Genomic DNA, 16211 nt, shown 5'->3' on the forward strand with positions numbered 1-16211 from the left:
GCTTGATACTTTTCCAGTGGGTAGTCACCGCCTGCGGTGGTGAGACGTTTCCGCCAGGCGTGATAGTGGTGGTAACACAGACCGTGGTGGCTCGATAATGCCTTGCAGGGCTGTCCGCTGACGGTGATGGTGCACCGTTCGGCGGCCTTTGAGGTCCGATCTGCCCCATGGTCTGCGCGGCGCCTGCCTTTCGTGCTGCTCCTGGCGGCCGACTTGCAGGGCACGCAGAGGGCTCCGTTGCCTCTGGCTAACCCGGGGCAGCCGGCAGCCCTGCACGGATAGGCGGCTGTGAGCGGGTTGGCGGGATCCGAGGTGAAATGCCAGTGCTTGCTGTCCCATTCGCTGGGCCGCCAGTTTCTGTTGATGCGTTGCCGCAGGAAGGCGAGGTACGTCCCCGGTTCCGTGCTGGGGGACTCTGTGAGTAGCAGGTGCCGGGACTCAGCTGCCATTGTTCTCGCTACTTCCGCCGGTGACCGATTCGACCGCTGTTCTCATCTCCTCCGCGGACGCGTGCAGATAGACCTGCGTCGAGTCCAGGCTTTTGTGGCCCAACAGTTCCTGGACCACATCGAGGGGATGTCCTGCCCGAACCCATCTGGTGGCGGCAGTGTGCCTGAGCTGGTGCGGGCGCACCCGCACCGTTGTCCTTCCGTCCCATCGCCTGAACATGGCATGAACGCTGGCATAGCGGAGCGGCTCATCGGGTGGGCTATTACGGGAGTAGAGGTTCACGAAGACGTAGTCGCTCGAGATCCCGCCGAGGAGCTGGTAGCGCTCATCCTGGTAGGCGGCGTACGCCTGTGTCACCTCATCTGTCACCGGGATACTGCGAGTGTCGGAAGATTTGGCCAGGGCGCCATTGCTATTGATTCTGGGGTGAATGTGGACATGCGGACCGCGTTCGAAGCACCCGGCATGGATCGATTCCGGCAAGAAGTGGAGGTCCTCCAGGCGCAGACCCAAGGCCTCTCCGACCCGTAACCCGCTGTGCAGCATCAGCCGCACCAACAGTGCATCGCGCGGGTTCGTCGCGCACGCCATCAATTGCAATTCCTCATCAGCGCTGATCGGCTGGGGGCGTTTCGTCAGTTCCCGCGATTTGAGCATCCGGCTCAGCCGCGGCATGCGATTGGGATCTCCGCTTCCGTCCTCTGGGTTCGCGGACCGCAGCCCAGCCTGGTCGAAGAACCTTCTATCGACGTCAACATCGCATAAGCCTTCGTGCACGCAGAACCTCAAGAACTGCAGGACCGCGACAAGATACACGTTCACAGTCTTTCCCGACCGGGAACGTTGGCCGGGAGCGGAAGTCTGCAGATGCAGTTTGTATCTGATCAAATCGAGCAGCGTCAGATTCCGCCAGTCCACACTTTCTGAAGCCGCCCACGTGAGGAAAACAGCCAACTTCGTCTGATAAGACCGTTGAGTGTTGATAGATCGGCCCGCCTGGCTCAACCACAGTGAGTAGAGCCTGCTCTCCTCAGGCACCGTGAAGTCCGCGTCAACGACGACGTAGACCCGTTCTCCCGTAGAAAGAGGGACTTCAACCGCGCTGAAAGTGGTCACGAGGCCTGACCCTACCTCGCAACCGATGGGCATCAATCCAACGCAAACATATCTAGTGGGCTAACTCCACCAAAGTCGATCCAAACGCGCCAGAAGCCACTCAGCGACAAGGTCGAAGCAACGTAACATTGAGCCGGTCATAGTCGCCTCGGGAGGCGAAGAGCGATCCATAATCCGCATCGTCGGCAGATGTAGGCGGCTCCATCCTCCACCGCGTGCAGCTTTGTCAGGGCTAGGTCACGTCCGCAGCATGAACAGGTTACGGTAGCTCCATCGGGCTTGCTGGCTGCGGTCATATGCCAGTTTAGGAGTGCGCACGCGGCCCCGGGACTGCCTGCTCTGGGGTGCTTACTTGGTGGTGAGGATGTGGCAGATCTCGGCGGGCCCGCAATCTGCTGGGTCCAGGGTGTGGCTGGTTTCGATGAGTTTCTTGAGTTCGCGTGCCAGGATGGCGAGTTCTTGTTGGCGTGCCCGGACCTCGGCAAGCTTCTGTTCGAGGACGAGTGATACGTGGGTGCAGGGCGTCTGTCCTGCATCGCGAAGGTTGAGGACCTGAGCGATTTCAGCCAGGGCAAGGCCTGCACTTTGCGCTGCGCGAATGAACCGTAAGCGGTCGATAGTTGCGCTCTCGTAGGTCCGGTAACCGTTAGCAGCCCGGCCAGGTGTGGGCAGCAGGCCCTCACGCTCGTAGAAGCGGATGGTCTGATTGTCCACGCCTGTGGCGGCAGAAACTTCCCCGATCAGCATGGTCCAATTCTAGCCTTGACCTTATATCTGACTGCAAGGTTTACCGTGGGGTGCATGGACATCACCTTGCAGTACTTTGATGGTTGCCCGAACTGGACGGTCGCAGACGAGCGGCTGCGCATCCTTGCTGAGGAGCGCCCCGACATCGTGCTCGGGTATCAGCTCATCGAGTCGGTGGAAGCCGCCGAACGGGTTGGGTTCCACGGGTCTCCTACCGTTCTCATCAACGGCGTCGACGCGTTTGGCGATGACTCCACACCGGTCGGTCTAGCCTGCCGCAGGTATATGACCGATGACGGGCCGGCGGGCGCGCCGAGCCTGGCCCAGCTGAGGAGCGCCGTCGACTGACTGCCCGCTCTGTCCATTGCACGGCGAAGCCCACGATGGGCGGGCATCCACGCTTCACCCGTTGAGAGATCAACGTTCCCACTGACTCACGAAGGAGCTTCCTTGATGACTGATACCTATGACCTGCTGGTAATCGGGGCGGGAATGGCCGGGGTTGCCGCCGCGACGAAAACCTCGTCCAAGGGCTGGCGGGTCGGCATCGTCGACGCGCTTCCCTACGGGGGGACATGCGCCCTGCGCGGTTGTGATCCCAAGAAGATCCTGCGCCGCGGCGCCGAAGTAATCGACGCTGCCCGGCTCATGGGGGGCAAAGGCATCGACAGCAATGGGCTCTCCATTAACTGGGAAGACCTGATGAAGCATAAGCACGGCTTCACGGACCCCGTTCCACACAATATGGAAGAGGACCTCCGCGCTCATGGCGTGGAAACCCTGCATGGTCCGACAACCTTCACCGGGCCCACTCAGGTCGACATCGCAGACAAACCCTACGAGGCAGCCAAAATCCTGATAGCGACGGGGGCAGTGCCGCGTCCGCTTGACTTCCCAGGACACGAGCATCTGATCGATAGCAGCGACTTCCTGAACCTGGAGACACTTCCTCCCCGGATCGTGTTCCTCGGCGGCGGCTTCATCTCCTTCGAATTCGCTCATATCGCTGCCCGGGCAGGAAGCACGCCGATCATCCTCGATCGGGGAGCCAGACCCCTAAAGGCGTTCGACGCCGACCTCGTCGACGTCCTGGTCAAGCGCGGATCAGACGCGGGCGTCGACGTGCGGCCCCGCACCACCATCACGTCTATCACCAAGTCAAGCAGCGGATACACCATCCAGACCGACACCGCCGGCACCCCGGACTCGATCCAGGCGGACCTCATCGTCCATGGTGCCGGCAGAGTCGCTGAACTATCCAGGCTGGACCTGGACGCCGGTCAGGTGGCGCACGGCAGCCATGGTGTGGAGGTAGCCGGGCACCTGCAAAGCACCACGAACCCTGCCGTCTATGCTGCCGGGGACGCAGCGGACACCGCCGGACTACCGCTGACTCCCGTAGCGGTCATCGAGGCGAAGGTCGCCGCCTCGAACATGCTGAAATCCGCCACGACTGTGCCGGATTACGCTGCAACCCCAACGGCTGTCTTCACCGTCCCCGAACTCGTCCGGGTAGGCATGCTCGAGCACGAAGCTCAGAGCAATGGCTTGAACATCGACGTCCGCTATACCGACACCAGTGGCTGGTACTCGAACTACCGGATCGGTGAAACCGCCGGAGCCACCAAAATACTGGTCGACAAGGACACCGATCTCATCGTCGGTGCCCACCTCTTCGGACATGGCTACGCCGAGCTAGCGAACACCATCAGCGTCGCCATGAAACACGGCCTGACAACCCGGCAACTGAAATCAACCACCGCCGTCTACCCATCAACCGGCTCCGACCTGGGCTCCATACTCTAACTACCCCTGCCAAGAGACCAGCAACGGCGCGTTTGACCGGTTGAGAGAACCATCGTTACTCACTTGAACGGGAGGCACTGAGAATCGGGCGGTGAACCTGATCGATTCTCATGAAACGAGCACCATAAACTGCACTGAAGATAACCGAGGGCAATGGCGTATCGAACGCTCAAAACTCGAGGACTACATTGCCGACGCATACACCCGCACAGCGGCAGCACTGCAGCGCGGTGTCCAAGTCGGCGACGAAGAACAAGAGCAGGAAGGCTAGGAGTCGGTTTACTGTCTCTCCTCGGGAGAGCTGGGCCTGACGGCGTTGCGCCACACCCAGCCCTCCCGGTGGATCTTGATCGTGGGTTCGAAGAACCAGATCCGGATCGCCGTCTCTGTCCACGCGGTGGCTTGGGCTTGCACCAGGTACGCCTGGGAGGGGTAGCGGATCCACGCATACACACTCCGTGCCGGCTGGAACTCGTGGGCAGGATGGCGTCCGAGGTCGACCTCGGCCTCGGTGAGCATTATCGGCTCCTCGCGCATCACGAAACGCTCAATCCAATCATCCAGGAGCCGGTCGTAGTATGTCGGTAACGTGCGCAATTCGATTGTGCGGTGATCCTGGTTTGAAGCAATTGTTTGGCGGCCAGCCTCGTGGTTGGCATACCCGGCGTATGGCGCTTCTTACTACCCCTTTTTGAACGCTGGGAATGGGCTAGCTGGAGCTCCCATGGGCACGGGTATTGACGGGCCGATATCACAGCTTCGTAACGTAACGAGTTGGCATGAGCGAACGCTATATCCATCTGCAGCCCGCAGTGTTTGACTGGAATTGCGACGATCAGGACGAGCTGATCGCGTTCTTATATGGGGGTTCGAATGAAAGCCTTGCCAAGGCATGCTTTGATGGCGTCCGCGATAGCCGCCACGCTGCTACTTACCGGTTCTGGTTTCCCGTCAATGCAGTCAGCGAGCACGCAGAAAACGCTCAATGAACTAGCACCCGAAGTGCTCGAAGATGCGCTGTCGGTCGAGGAGCTGGTCCCACTCGAGGGAGGTGGGTTTATAACAGGCGTCAACCTCGAAGATGCTGCCGCTGGCGCGGAGGTGCACCTTCCACCAAGCACGGACATTCCTGCTGAGATCAGGTCCAATGGACACAAGATCGGGATCACAATGCCCAAACCGGGCAATCGGGCCAAAGCAACTATCGGGCCGAACAAAGAAATTCAGTACGACAACAGAGATGGCAGTATGACCACAGCCATCCCGAAGGAAGGTGGTTCGCTTCAGTTCATCAACACTCTTTCCCATGGAGATGCACCCACCGAGTATGTGTACAAGCTAGATCTCCCACCACAAGCGAAGATGTCGTTGACGCCTGAGGGTGGCGTACAGATAATCGGCTCAGATGGAGCATACCTTGGAGGTGCCACTGCTCCCTGGGCCAGGGATGTAGCGGGTAATCCAGTCGCTACCGAGTTCAAGATTCGCGGCAAGAACATCGTTCAAGAGGTGCACCACTCAAACCTCCCGGACAGTTCTTACCCGGTCGTCGCCGACCCCTGGTTTGGTATACACCTCTATTATCAGCCGTTCTACAGCTTCGTCTCGCAAGGTTACAAGGTGAACGTTACGCCGACGAGCTGGGGCCAGCAGAACCGGGCATTCGAAATGTGGTGGGCCCACCGGGATGAAGTGGTTAGTAAAATGGGAAACAACGCTTGGCGGTGGACCAATTCCATTCAGGAGCAGTTCTACTGTCACATCCATGGGTACCCAGCGTCCTTGCCTACCTACAATATGGAATCTTGGCGGCCGACGATCAACTGGTCCATATCCCTAGTGCAATATCGTTGTAATCCCTACGACGGCGCATGGTCCTAGCTAGGCAACTCAATGATGACCAGTGAAGGTTTGGAAGTATCGAAGATTCGACGCGATGTTGTTACGGCGGGTCTTCTTACCCTCGTGGCCGGTGTGGCAGTCGACGCAACCTTGTGGATGTCGTTAATGTCCCGGTATTTCTGGGTCGAAGACTCCGGCATCGATGAGAGTTCGCAAGCATTCAGACAGTTAGTCAGTATCAATCCCACGGAGCGAGGAATCCTATACTTCGGGCTTGCCTTCATGATACTTGGGATTGGGCTGATTCTCGCCCGAGGCGTGATCTCGAGAAAGTATGGAGCAGCGACTGATTAGGACGAGGTCGTGCGGTTCCCTACTCGTGGTCTTTGAGGCAAGCAGCACGGATTCCTGGTTCCGAGCCTGCTCACGAACGGCAAGCGTGGGAGGCGGGGCCTAGGAATTTCGGACAGGGCTATCGATAGGTTGGAGCGTCGCCGGTGAGCTTGTGCCAGTGAGCTGCCGTGGTGATGCTGATGCCGAGAATCCGTGCTGCGACTGCGGGCGGTACTTGAGTGATGATCGCCGCGCTTGACGCTTGGTGAGCCACGGCGGGCTCGACACCCAGTTTCTTGAGACGCGCGGCGAGACTTGATGCCAGTTGGTGATTGCCGTGTCGGTACCCGGGGAAGACCCACGTTTCATCATGAGCCGCGCCGCCGAAGCGACGTTTGTCTATCTTCCCGGCCAGGATAACGGCCACCCAAGCAGCTGCCGCTGCTGGAAGATCCAACCGGACTGAGCCAAGTTGAATGCTTGCAATTCCGTCGGTGATCGAGAGGTCAGCCAGTTGCAAGGCAACGATTCGATGCACCCGGATTCCGTAAACAACGTTGAGAAGGAGGGCCAACGCCATCCGTGGATCGTGGTTCTGGTCCGAGAGGGCCGATTGCAAGGCGCCTTCGTTCCCCGGTCCAAGGCTGCCTCCAATCCGAAAGGAGAGTCGTGGGTAGTCGGGCGGAGTAAGAAATCGATTGGTGCCGGTTTTAGCGCACCAGCGGATGAAGCCACGGACACGGAAGGCATCGCGTGGTGCGTTCACTGCCCACGCGTCTAAATGTCCCTGGGTTGCCGTCGATGCAGTCTGTTCGGCTGCGTTAAGGTGGCTTAGCAGCGAGAAAATGAGGCGGAGTTCGCGCTTGTCGTTCGCTGCCTGGGTGTTGGTTGTCGGCCCTTTCCTTGGCCGTCGCTGTTGACACCAACGGACAAACTGTTGAAGGGCAAGTTGATCGGCTGAATGCGGTATCGCTGCGATCTGGTCAGTGGTCCACTTCTGGAGGCGGTGCAGATACTCGTCCCGTTCCGGTAAAGCGCCCAATTCGACTAGGAGTGAGCGGACCTGATTAACGGACCGCGCAGCTCCCATCTGGTCGAGATCTTCGTGTCGGGCGGTATCTGGAAGCGACACGACGGTGCTGAGCACCCTCCAGGTCTTCTTGCTCTTGATGAGTTGCAGCAGGTAATGCCCGTCGGCTGCCATGAGGTGATTGCGGACTGGGAGCAGCTCGGGGCGCCGAAGGAGTACGATCTCAGAGAACAGTTCGTTGATCGCGTCTGTGGCTCGGCACCGTTTGCAAAGACCCGGCCGGTTCAAGTGGTCCAGTTCGTTGCACCGCAAGCACCTGCGGCGTGTTACAGGTGAATTTTTCCAGCAGTGTTCGCAATACCTACCGCTGGGCAGGATCAGAGCAGTGCGGCCAGGGTGGCCGCACGTCGTCGAGGAACTTTCCGAAGGTGCATGAATCACCGGGCTACTCAGTTATGCGTGCTGGTCGAGGGCGCAGCGCGCGGGAGCGGATCACAGCAGACGCGGGATCTGCCTTGCCCTGTTCACCGACGGCCTTATCCTTCTGGGCTTGACCGAGGTCTACCTTCACAACGAGATCATCGGCACTGCAGCCAAGAATATCGGTCAGGGCCATCAGCACGTGAAGATTCAAACGCTCCGGTCGCTCAGCGACGAGCCGATACACCTGGCTGGCAGACAAGTGGACACCTCGTTCCTCGAGGAGCGGGATGAGCTTTGTGGTGCTGAACATTCCAGCTGCCGCCAACTGCTCTCGCAGGCGCCATTCGTATCCGATGATCTTGCCCATCTTGTCCTCATTTCAGCGTGGCGAACGTTGGGATCTTGGTGAGAGCTTCGTTCAGGATGTGGTTCGCGAAGTCTTCAGAGACGTGCGTATAAATCCCGGTTGTCGATTGGTATGCGTGACCGAGCTGTCGTTGGATGAACAACGGATCATGACCGTCCTCGGTAAGGTGCGTCGCGTAGCTGTGCCTCAGGCAGTGCGGTGAAAGTTGCCGATCCAATCCGAGTTCGTCCCGGTAGAGCGCGAAGCGGTCACTCAGCGATCGTGCGCTGAGTCGGCCGGAACGCTCCGAGAACCACATTGCCGTACTCGAACCGGCGCGCATCAGCGGCAATACATTCTCAACGTAGTCACGCAGCGAGTCCACCGCCCAAGGCATCACTGTTGTCACCGTCCGGGGCTTCGGGGGTGACCCTCTGGAAGCCTTTCCATACCGGATCCGGACGAAGCCATAGTCCCCGAAGGCGCTCACTTTTGGGTTGCGGTACATGTCGGTCACATCAAGTCGCACGGCCTCATTTGCCCTCAAACCCCACGCGTACACAACTTTCAGCAGTGTGGCATCACGGTACGCGGCGGCGGCTCCTTTGCGGCCGGCCGACAAGCGCAGCTGGACCTCCTCGTCTGCCCGATCAAAAAGTAGCTGCAGCTCCGGGCGTGTCAGTGGTCGTCGATGCGGATCTCCCTCGTATTCCTGCACATGGGGGCGAGTGTTCCACTCATGGCAAATCTGCACCGGATGCGTTCCGAAGCGCTCCTCACACTGCTGGACCCACCCATAATGGGGTGAACAGATGAAATCGCAGAACTGCCGGATGGCGATCTGGTATCCACGAATCGTCGCCGCCGTCAATTTACGGATCGAGACCAAGTCGGTCATCCACTCATCGAATACGGCGGCCGTCCACTCCCACGGCCAGACGCCTGAGTGTGCCTGGAACCGACGCACCATCAGCAGACGGTCCTCAACAGTCTTCTTCTGAAGACGACGCCCGCCAGATTGCTGGGCATGCCAACCATCCAGCATTGCCTCGAAAACAGATGAGTCTTCCTTAATGAAGGCGACACCCTCCACCAAGTGCACCGCGGAAAGCCCGAACGGGTGCCCTACGCCCACCCCTAACCTTCCCATCCAATGCCCATATCATGCATTAGATGCGAGTCCGATGCGGTAAGTCAAGTCAGGAATCTCCGAAGAGGGAGGAGGTTGACGGTATTCGACGCCCTTATGGATCAAGAGACTTGCATCTGATGCATTTCCGCAGGGTTGGCGCGGTATCTTTTGCTCTCGCCGATCGCCGCCACCTCCCTTCCGACTGGCAGTGCGGGCACGCTCAGGTCGAACATCCCAGCACCTCACGAGTGCGGTCGATAGGCTGAACAACAGCAACACCGATTCCCTCAATTGGTGGTAGCGATAGAGGACTTTTCCTCCCGGTGCCGGTTTTCCGTACGTTTCCCCCATTCGTACGGCGCCGGCACTGGTCGTTTAACCCCTTCGAGGGAATGGCTTAAATTAGAACACGAGTTCGAATGATAGTCATGTGCGGTCGGTGCGCAGAGCGATCAGTTGGGCACCGTCCGGAATTAGGGCATCCAGGGCCGCCCGGGCTTCGTCGTAGGTTGCGCCAGTAGCGGTGAGATGGCTGGTTTCTGCTGCTTCCGCGTCGCGGATCGTGCCTGTGAGTTCCATTCTTGCCACCGTACCGCCCAGTATCAGAGGCCACGGACAAGGTGCTGGGGGAGCGCGACATTGTTTGGAGCCAACTCGGGACGGGCACCTGGCGGAGTCCGTTATTCGGAGGCGGAAACGCGCTCCTGGGCTACTTGCTGTCGAGGGTGCGGCGTTTGGCGACGGTAAATTCCTCGTCCGAAAGCTCACCACTCCTATGGAGTTCTGAAAGGAGAGCTAGTTCCGCTGCTAAGGACTTCCTGCCCGTTATCTTGCCGAACACCACTTGGCGCTCCCTGGTGTTTTCATTCCTCGCCGGTTTCAGCTTACGAGCGCGGGCGGAGGAGCTGACGGCGTAGGCGACTAGCAAGGTGATCGCGAGGGCTCCGAGAGTAATGCCCAATGGGATGCGGAACGGCTCAGTGGCGTTTATCAAAACAGTAAGGACTGTCACCGCAACGACTGCGCATAACCCAACTATCCGCAGCGTAGTTCGGCTGATGCCGAACTGAAATGTGTATCCCTCGGCCTCGGCCGGAACCAAGTTGTCGTTCATCTCCCGAGAATAACCCCGCGTAGGCTGCTTGAACATCCTGTGGAACGGGAGGATGTTAGCGGGGTTGGAGGTTCGGTGGGAGTTCGACGTCGGTAGGGTCGAGCTCCGGACGGACACCTGGCGGGATCCGGTATTCGAAGCCGTAGGTATTCTCTCGCCGTCCTGCTATTTGGAGACCGCGTCGGCGACGAGTTGTTCGAACTCTTCGAGGGTGGCCGGTTCGATTAGTTCCCCGTCGAGGAAGAAGGTTGGGGTGCCACTGACACCGAGACCGATGCCGTCGTTTTTGTCTTTTTCGATGCGATCGGCTGTGGCTGGATCTGCGATGGCCGCGTCATAGGCCACCATGTCTAGCCCCAACTCTTCTGCATAGCCGCGGAAGGTGTCGGCTTGGGATTCCTCGTTGTGTGACCAGTCGGTCTGGGTGTCAAACATCCGGTGGTACATGCTCTCGAATTCGCCCTGCTGTGCTGCGGCTTCCACCGCGAGGGCGGCCGTCACGGAGTTCGGATGTCCCGGGAGGGGGAAGTAACGGGTCACGATGGTCAGTTCGTTCCCGTATTTCACGCTCAGGTCCTCGATGAAAGGCTTGGCGGCCAGGCATGATTCGCATTCGAAATCGAGGAATTCGACTAGGACGGCCTTCTCATTGGTTGCGGTGGACAGACGGTGGCTGTCCGGGCGTACTATCTGCGCCGTGCCTGCCAGTGCAGTCTGGTTCGCGGTGCTTCTGATGTTCGCTGTCACCACGATGGCGATGACGGCCAGTACTGCGGCCAGTAGCAGTCCGATCGCGATCTTGTTGGGTGTGCTCAGCGCGGGGCGGGATGCCATGGGATGGATGTTCCTTTTTTGGCGGTACACGTCGTGCAGGGGTGATCAATCTGGATAGGACATGGACGGAGCCCCAGGATCCAGAAGGAGGTCAGTCGTCATCGTCATCGTCGTCTTCGACGAGTTCGCCTTCCCACGCTTCCTTGCCCTCCCAGATAGCGAAGGCGGCGATGATGAAGCCGGCCACTGGGTCAAGCCAGGTGGCGCCGGTGAGCATGTAGAGGCCCACGCCGAGCAGAGTGGAGATGCTCAGCAGGACGCAGATCTTCGTTTCTGCGGCGTCCGCGAGGATTAGGTTGTCCCCGAGTGCAGTGCCGACTCGCTTTTTCATGACTGCCAGGACAGGCATGATCAACAGGGACAGCACCAGGATGACGATGCTGATCGGGGAGTTCTCCGGTGTTTCGGCTTCGATGAGGCTGCGGATGCCCTCGAACGTCACGTAGGCGGCGAGGATGAAGAATGTCACCGCGACGAGTTTGAGGGCGATCCGTTCCTTGCGTTCATCCGCGTGGCCGTGGCGAAGGCGTGCCGCTAAGCGGATTCCGACGAGAATGGCGGCGATGGATTCGATGCCTGAATCGATGCCGAAACCGACGACGGACACCAGCCCGGCCATCAACCCTACGGTGATCGCGGCCGCGCCTTCCAAGACGTTATAGGCCACGGTGAACTGAGCCAGGCGCAGGCCTTTGCGGGTCAGCTGTTCGATCTTCTGCTCCGAGAGTGTTTCGGTGCTCATCGGGCCTCCTCGGGGTTTCCGTAGTTCGGGCAAAGCGCCACCTTGTTGCCAGTGGCCGTTAGCAGCGCCTCGGCCGCGACCAACGTGTCCATCAGTTCGGGCCGACTCAGCGAGTAATACGTCTGCCGTCCCTCGTTGCGTCCCTCGACCAGGCCGCAGTCACGTAGGCAAGCCATGTGCGCTGACACAGTCGATTGGGCGAGACCCAGATCCCCGACGAGGTCCCGTACCCGTTGCTCGCCCAGCATGAGCCGCCGGATAATCGCCAGCCGCGTTTGGTCCGCCAAGGAATGGAACAGGGCTACGGCAGGACGAACGTCCTCGCCGGTCTCTATGATCGTCACTAGGCGATCATATCGCTGTTGACCGATTATTTGGATTCGTGTTTCATCCAAGCTCGCCCGCGTATGGATTGCGGATCCTCTGGTCGTGAGTTCGGCGTTCGCGCTGTCGTAGCGCTGAGATGTAGCCCTGCCAGTCTCGGCCGGCGCGCCTGGTCCATTTCACGGAGGCAGCGATACTGATTCCGAACAGGTCGCTGATGACCGGTGCGGGAAGGTCAGCAGCCAGGGAGATTAGGGCTGTATTGCGGGCAGGACGCACCCGCAGTTGGTGTTTTCTCATTCTGGTGGCCAGACCCGTGTACGTGATGTGGCCGGAGGAGCCCCTTCCTGGGAAAAGCCACGATGGTCCTTCGGGGTTTGCGGTGATAAGCGATCTGCCTCGCGTGGCGGGGGTGGCCGGTAGCCGGTCAAGAATGAGCCCGAGCGCCGGAGGTACGAGGATGAACGGACCGCCGACGTGAACCGAAAAGCCCTCTATGGTTTTTCCTGGCCTGGTTTTGTCCCCGTGGAGGTGGTCGGTGGTGAGCCGCATGACTTGCGCCAATTGCAGACCATAAAGCAGCACGAGCGCACCAGCTGCGCGCACATCATCGGGGATCGAGTCGTCGGTGAGGCAGCGTGATAACTCAGCCCAGCGCTGCTGCTCGGTCATCCCTGCAGCGGGTTCACGGTCGGGTGATCCGGTCGTTGTCAGCCGCGGTGCCAGATGGTGGCGTGAGGCCCAGCGCAGGAAATCGGAAACCGCTCGGGCGTCCTTCTTTGGGTCAGCGAGCCAAGTGTCAACGGTTCGCTGGTCTAATGCGTCAAGGGGAATGCCGTTGTCTGCCAGCCAGGACAGGAAGCCAATGACCTGATCCAAGCGATTCCAGATAGCGCGGAAGGAGTTGTAGGTGAATTTGCCTGTCCGTTCGAATCGTTGCCGTGATCGCCGCAGTAGCCACCAGGAGCCGTAGGTGTGAACGAGTTGGTGCATCTCGGTTGGAAGGGGAGCAACCTTTTTCGCCAGTAAGGCATCCAGGCGTGCGATGGGTTCATGTCGTTCCGGTAGGGCGCCCAAGTCGACGAGGCTTCGCCGCAAAGACCAGACCTCCCTCTCATCGAAAGTGTCGAGGGCTGCATGATCAACGGCGATGTTCTGGCCGAGCAGCTCCTTCACAACCCGCGCGCCTCCTCGAGGATTGGAAAGCCATTTGATCACCGACCGGGGTCGCCGACTAGTGCTGAGCGCTTCTATGAGAATCGCTGCCGGATCTGCGGGACTTGTGTTGCTCGCGGACGCGAACGCTGCCTGCAGTTGCTCTCGGGCGGCGCAACGCACGCATAGACCGCCCTTGTAAGGTTCTTCACTTCCGCCGCATCGCTGACACAAGTAGACGAACTTGCTGCCCACGCAGCCACCACAAACGGTCGGCGTAATCAGACCGGTAATCGGATCCAGATGCGCACCAGCCACGAGGACGCGTAATTCAGAGCAGCTCGAGCACTGACCCGGCCGCGAGCGGGCCTTCTGGTAGCAGGAGAAGCAGATCGCGCCGATCGGCCACTCGGCGGCCCGCCGAGCGGTCTGCCCGCACGTTACGCATAGGGCAATCACGGCTGGCTCCTATACGAGATCATTCCAAGTTCGGGCGTCGAATGGTCGTACGCCGAACCGGCGGGCTGCTTGCCGATCCGCCACCTGCTGCCGACCGCTTCGCTACCTGGGCATCGACCTTCACAACGGTGATGAGATCATTCGGGGTGCAACTCAGAATGTCGCATAAGGCTGCCAAGATGTCGGTGCTCAAGCGTTGTGGCGCTGAGGTGACAAGTCGGTAGACCTGTTCTCGCGAAAGGTGAATGCCGCGTTCTGCCAGAAGGGGCACCAGATCGGTGGTGGCGAACAATCCGCGTTCGGCCATGCGCAAGCGAAGGTTCCATTCAACGCCCATCTTTCTATTCACGGCGACTCATCCCCTTTTTCGGTCCGCCAAAGGTCAGGTTGGTGCGCCGAGATGGCGCGGCGAAGCAAGGTGTTGCGGTAGGCATCAGAGACTCCGGTGTAGATAGCGGTGGTGGCGGCATAAGCATGACCGACCTGCTCCTGCACGAAGCTCCGAGGCCTCTGAACTGAGCGTTCCAAGGGCGTTTCATTACCCGGCTGCCGAAGGACGACGGCGCGCAGAGTGCATGGAATGCTGGTTCCTATGGAACCCCTGAACACGGAACGCCGCGTGATCGAGGCGGCAGAGACGCTTGCCCTCTCCCTCGGCAACAACCCGAACCACACCGTGGCGGCCGCCGCTATGGACACGAATGGACGCATCCACACCGCTGTGAATGTTTATCACTTCACCGGCGGACCTTGCGCGGAGCTGGTCACGCTGGGAGTTGCTGCAACTGCTGAAGCTGGGCCCTTGGTCGCGATGGCGGCAGCTGGAGACGGGGGGCGAGGCCTCATCCCACCGTGTGGCCGCTGTCGGCAGGTGATGCTGGATTTACATCCCGATCTCCTTGTCGCTGTCCAAACAGAGACTGGACCCCAGATGCGACCGATCGCGAAGCTCCTATCGGACACGTACTTCTTTCCGGATGCCCAGGCTGAGCGAGTATTCCGCTTCAACCGGCGTTATTACGACGCCGTGGTGAGCGGACGGAAAACCTCCTCAGTCCGATGGGACGAGCAAATTGCCGTTGGTCCTGCAATTTTCTACTTCGAAGATGATGCAGAGTGCGCGCCGCTGCGGGGTGAGATTCTTGAAGCAAAGCGGTATCAGATCGATGACCTAACTCCTGAACGTCTGCGGCTTCCGGAGGGCGGATCAGTAGAGGGATACATCGAGGGCCTCCGGCAGCACTACCCGCTGATGCCCGTTGATGCGTTCGTCGACGTCGTGGACTTCCGTGTAGTTCCTTCGGATTCTGGTCCCGTCCATGAGGGACAGATGGCCACCGCGTAGAAAGCGTTTTGGCACTCGCAACTCCTTGGCTGAGCTGTCCATGACTGGGGGCAGTCGGGTTATCCACGGCTTGGAATTGGGAGCCAATCAGTAGCTCCCTGGCAGTAGTAGCGGTGGATAACCCGTAGGAACTGTCCCCGGTGGTGGACAGCGGTACGAAGAGCGCACACTTTCACGGCAATTGACAGCTATAGGAGCGTCGTGTGTGCGGGACAAGCAGCGAAGCGGAGGGGGCTTGTGTCGTGCACGGGTGGGCAGGAGGCAGACTCCCTACGGATCCCTCACCGTGCCAGCAAGAAGCGGGTCTTTATCTGGCGCTGCTAGCGGGGCTCTTCTTGGCAACGCGGGTCGTGGCGTTGCCAAGACGACCGATGACGAGCCACAGCAGCGGACCCACTAGAGGCAAGGCAAGCACGACAAGCACCCACACGGCCCGTGCAAGTCCGGTGAGATGGCGGGAGCGCGCAATGTCGATGAGAGCTACGACGAAGAGGAACAGCGCGAGCATTCCGATCCCTAGGACAGTGAACTCCCACTGATTTGGGATGAGCGGGTTAGAGGAGCTTTGAGTTGTCCATGCAAGCATTACAGTTCCCCTAATACTTCCGTCCGTCCTGTACGAAAACTACCTCAACTCTAGACGGAGGCTTGCAATCACTGATCCCTCTCACCGCACCTCTCCGACCTAGGTCGACTGAGACAAGCTCCCTCAGACAGCAGCGGCCGACTACCTCTTCCGGCGTGAGTCGTCAGATCCATAGCCGTGTTCTTCTGGCTTTAGATCTTGGGCTTCGGTCGGTTTGAAGCCATATAGTTCGGATTGAACGCCACCGGACTTGAAGACCGGTCCGAGTACTTCCTTTTTGACCCCGTCTTTTCCACGGCGCACCATGACGATGATCAACCTAACGAGGACGCCCACGAGGATGATCAGGAGTATCGCGAATCCGACGATTCCTCCGATAGTTGGGGAAGCGGGCGAAGTGGCGACCAATATGCTGTTCAAGATGATG

General features: G+C 59.5%; 22 protein-coding genes. 6 read left to right on the forward strand and 16 right to left on the reverse strand.

What is annotated here, in order from left to right:
• Positions 1-438 precede the first annotated feature (438 nt).
• Both ABFX19_RS07640 and ABFX19_RS07645 read right to left on the reverse strand, forming a co-directional pair.
• Entirely contained in the window at positions 439-1566 is a 1128-nt protein-coding gene (locus ABFX19_RS07640) for a tyrosine-type recombinase/integrase (RefSeq protein ID WP_346027961.1), read from the reverse strand.
• Positions 1567-1914: 348 nt separating this feature from the next.
• On the reverse strand, positions 1915-2313 hold the full coding sequence (locus ABFX19_RS07645) for a heavy metal-responsive transcriptional regulator (RefSeq protein WP_277359005.1): 399 nt from the start codon (positions 2311-2313) through the stop codon (positions 1915-1917).
• Between the two features lie 54 nt (positions 2314-2367).
• On the opposite strand from ABFX19_RS07645, the gene ABFX19_RS07650 reads away from it, so the two are divergent.
• The 3 genes from ABFX19_RS07650 to ABFX19_RS07660 all read left to right on the forward strand — a co-directional run bounded on the left by ABFX19_RS07650 (position 2368) and on the right by ABFX19_RS07660 (position 4390).
• A complete protein-coding gene (locus ABFX19_RS07650; RefSeq protein WP_277359006.1) occupies positions 2368-2661 on the forward strand; it encodes a thioredoxin family protein in 294 nt (97 codons plus the stop codon).
• A 105-nt stretch (positions 2662-2766) separates the two neighbouring features.
• The gene (locus ABFX19_RS07655) at positions 2767-4119 is read left to right on the forward strand and encodes a dihydrolipoyl dehydrogenase family protein (protein ID WP_277359007.1); all 1353 of its coding nucleotides are present in this window, start codon (positions 2767-2769) and stop codon (positions 4117-4119) included.
• A 91-nt stretch (positions 4120-4210) separates the two neighbouring features.
• A complete protein-coding gene (locus tag ABFX19_RS07660; RefSeq protein WP_277359008.1) occupies positions 4211-4390 on the forward strand; it encodes a hypothetical protein in 180 nt (59 codons plus the stop codon).
• Positions 4391-4398: 8 nt separating this feature from the next.
• Here the strand turns inward: ABFX19_RS07660 and ABFX19_RS07665 are convergent, their stop codons facing one another.
• A complete protein-coding gene (locus ABFX19_RS07665; RefSeq protein WP_277359009.1) occupies positions 4399-4638 on the reverse strand; it encodes a hypothetical protein in 240 nt (79 codons plus the stop codon).
• Between the two features lie 260 nt (positions 4639-4898).
• Between ABFX19_RS07665 and ABFX19_RS07670 the strand changes: the two genes are divergently transcribed.
• Positions 4899-5108: a hypothetical protein gene (locus tag ABFX19_RS07670; RefSeq protein WP_277359010.1), complete on the forward strand. Its 210-nt coding sequence runs from the start codon at positions 4899-4901 to the stop codon at positions 5106-5108.
• Positions 5074-6000 carry a DUF2599 domain-containing protein gene (locus ABFX19_RS07675; protein WP_277359011.1) on the forward strand — a complete coding sequence of 309 codons (927 nt, stop codon included), beginning with the start codon at positions 5074-5076 and terminating at the stop codon, positions 5998-6000. Before ABFX19_RS07670 ends, ABFX19_RS07675 begins: the two co-directional genes overlap by 35 nt.
• Before the next feature lie 433 nt (positions 6001-6433).
• On the opposite strand, the gene ABFX19_RS07680 is transcribed toward ABFX19_RS07675, so the two are convergent.
• The 11 genes from ABFX19_RS07680 to ABFX19_RS07730 form a co-directional block, all read right to left on the reverse strand.
• Positions 6434-7498 carry a hypothetical protein gene (locus ABFX19_RS07680; RefSeq protein ID WP_277359012.1) on the reverse strand — a complete coding sequence of 355 codons (1065 nt, stop codon included), beginning with the start codon at positions 7496-7498 and terminating at the stop codon, positions 6434-6436.
• A gap of 271 nt (positions 7499-7769) precedes the next feature.
• Positions 7770-8114: a helix-turn-helix domain-containing protein gene (locus ABFX19_RS07685; RefSeq protein WP_277359013.1), complete on the reverse strand. Its 345-nt coding sequence runs from the start codon at positions 8112-8114 to the stop codon at positions 7770-7772.
• Between the two features lie 7 nt (positions 8115-8121).
• A complete protein-coding gene (locus ABFX19_RS07690; RefSeq protein ID WP_277359014.1) occupies positions 8122-9228 on the reverse strand; it encodes a tyrosine-type recombinase/integrase in 1107 nt (368 codons plus the stop codon).
• A 423-nt stretch (positions 9229-9651) separates the two neighbouring features.
• A complete protein-coding gene (locus tag ABFX19_RS07695; protein WP_277359015.1) occupies positions 9652-9804 on the reverse strand; it encodes a hypothetical protein in 153 nt (50 codons plus the stop codon).
• A gap of 130 nt (positions 9805-9934) precedes the next feature.
• Entirely contained in the window at positions 9935-10339 is a 405-nt protein-coding gene (locus tag ABFX19_RS07700; protein WP_277359016.1) for an SHOCT domain-containing protein, read from the reverse strand.
• 165 nt (positions 10340-10504) lie between these two features.
• On the reverse strand, positions 10505-11173 hold the full coding sequence (locus ABFX19_RS07705) for a DsbA family protein (protein ID WP_056544890.1): 669 nt from the start codon (positions 11171-11173) through the stop codon (positions 10505-10507).
• Positions 11174-11264: 91 nt separating this feature from the next.
• The gene (locus tag ABFX19_RS07710; RefSeq protein ID WP_056544887.1) at positions 11265-11915 is read right to left on the reverse strand and encodes a cation diffusion facilitator family transporter; all 651 of its coding nucleotides are present in this window, start codon (positions 11913-11915) and stop codon (positions 11265-11267) included.
• Positions 11912-12259, reverse strand: a complete 348-nt coding sequence (locus ABFX19_RS07715; RefSeq protein WP_056544884.1) for an ArsR/SmtB family transcription factor — start codon at positions 12257-12259, stop codon at positions 11912-11914. Before ABFX19_RS07715 ends, ABFX19_RS07710 begins: the two co-directional genes overlap by 4 nt.
• 43 nt (positions 12260-12302) lie before the next feature.
• Positions 12303-13415 carry a hypothetical protein gene (locus ABFX19_RS07720; RefSeq protein ID WP_056544881.1) on the reverse strand — a complete coding sequence of 371 codons (1113 nt, stop codon included), beginning with the start codon at positions 13413-13415 and terminating at the stop codon, positions 12303-12305.
• A 457-nt stretch (positions 13416-13872) separates the two neighbouring features.
• Positions 13873-14190 carry a helix-turn-helix domain-containing protein gene (locus tag ABFX19_RS07725; RefSeq protein ID WP_200954736.1) on the reverse strand — a complete coding sequence of 106 codons (318 nt, stop codon included), beginning with the start codon at positions 14188-14190 and terminating at the stop codon, positions 13873-13875.
• Between the two features lie 8 nt (positions 14191-14198).
• Entirely contained in the window at positions 14199-14348 is a 150-nt protein-coding gene (locus ABFX19_RS07730) for a hypothetical protein (protein ID WP_277359017.1), read from the reverse strand.
• A 97-nt stretch (positions 14349-14445) separates the two neighbouring features.
• Between ABFX19_RS07730 and ABFX19_RS07735 the strand changes: the two genes are divergently transcribed.
• Entirely contained in the window at positions 14446-15198 is a 753-nt protein-coding gene (locus tag ABFX19_RS07735; RefSeq protein ID WP_277359018.1) for an ASCH domain-containing protein, read from the forward strand.
• A 307-nt stretch (positions 15199-15505) separates the two neighbouring features.
• Here the strand turns inward: ABFX19_RS07735 and ABFX19_RS07740 are convergent, their stop codons facing one another.
• Together ABFX19_RS07740 and ABFX19_RS07745 are read right to left on the reverse strand one after the other, a co-directional pair.
• Positions 15506-15784, reverse strand: coding sequence for a PLDc N-terminal domain-containing protein (locus ABFX19_RS07740; RefSeq protein ID WP_277359019.1), 279 nt, complete (start codon positions 15782-15784; stop codon positions 15506-15508).
• A gap of 141 nt (positions 15785-15925) precedes the next feature.
• On the reverse strand, positions 15926-16204 hold the full coding sequence (locus tag ABFX19_RS07745; RefSeq protein ID WP_277359020.1) for a hypothetical protein: 279 nt from the start codon (positions 16202-16204) through the stop codon (positions 15926-15928).
• Positions 16205-16211 lie beyond the last annotated feature (7 nt).

The organism is Arthrobacter parietis, from assembly GCF_039530425.1.
Classification (GTDB): Bacteria; Actinomycetota; Actinomycetes; order Actinomycetales; family Micrococcaceae; genus Arthrobacter_D; species Arthrobacter_D parietis.

Bases quoted from the DNA above. Each gene is read 5' to 3' on its own strand.
- ABFX19_RS07670 (WP_277359010.1), top strand. From the start codon at position 4,899: ATGAGCGAACGCTATATCCATCTGCAGCCCGCAGTGTTTGACTGGAAT.
- ABFX19_RS07655 (WP_277359007.1), top strand. From the start codon at position 2,767: ATGACTGATACCTATGACCTGCTGGTAATCGGGGCGGGAATGGCCGGG.
- ABFX19_RS07700 (WP_277359016.1), bottom strand. From the start codon at position 10,339: ATGAACGACAACTTGGTTCCGGCCGAGGCCGAGGGATACACATTTCAG.
- ABFX19_RS07675 (WP_277359011.1), top strand. From the start codon at position 5,074: ATGCAGTCAGCGAGCACGCAGAAAACGCTCAATGAACTAGCACCCGAA.
- ABFX19_RS07685 (WP_277359013.1), bottom strand. From the start codon at position 8,114: ATGGGCAAGATCATCGGATACGAATGGCGCCTGCGAGAGCAGTTGGCG.
- ABFX19_RS07725 (WP_200954736.1), bottom strand. From the start codon at position 14,190: ATGGGCGTTGAATGGAACCTTCGCTTGCGCATGGCCGAACGCGGATTG.
- ABFX19_RS07705 (WP_056544890.1), bottom strand. From the start codon at position 11,173: ATGGCATCCCGCCCCGCGCTGAGCACACCCAACAAGATCGCGATCGGA.
- ABFX19_RS07650 (WP_277359006.1), top strand. From the start codon at position 2,368: ATGGACATCACCTTGCAGTACTTTGATGGTTGCCCGAACTGGACGGTC.
- ABFX19_RS07695 (WP_277359015.1), bottom strand. From the start codon at position 9,804: ATGGAACTCACAGGCACGATCCGCGACGCGGAAGCAGCAGAAACCAGC.
- ABFX19_RS07665 (WP_277359009.1), bottom strand. From the start codon at position 4,638: ATGCTCACCGAGGCCGAGGTCGACCTCGGACGCCATCCTGCCCACGAG.
- ABFX19_RS07740 (WP_277359019.1), bottom strand. From the start codon at position 15,784: ATGCTTGCATGGACAACTCAAAGCTCCTCTAACCCGCTCATCCCAAAT.
- ABFX19_RS07735 (WP_277359018.1), top strand. From the start codon at position 14,446: ATGGAACCCCTGAACACGGAACGCCGCGTGATCGAGGCGGCAGAGACG.
- ABFX19_RS07710 (WP_056544887.1), bottom strand. From the start codon at position 11,915: ATGAGCACCGAAACACTCTCGGAGCAGAAGATCGAACAGCTGACCCGC.
- ABFX19_RS07645 (WP_277359005.1), bottom strand. From the start codon at position 2,313: ATGCTGATCGGGGAAGTTTCTGCCGCCACAGGCGTGGACAATCAGACC.
- ABFX19_RS07680 (WP_277359012.1), bottom strand. From the start codon at position 7,498: ATGGCAGCCGACGGGCATTACCTGCTGCAACTCATCAAGAGCAAGAAG.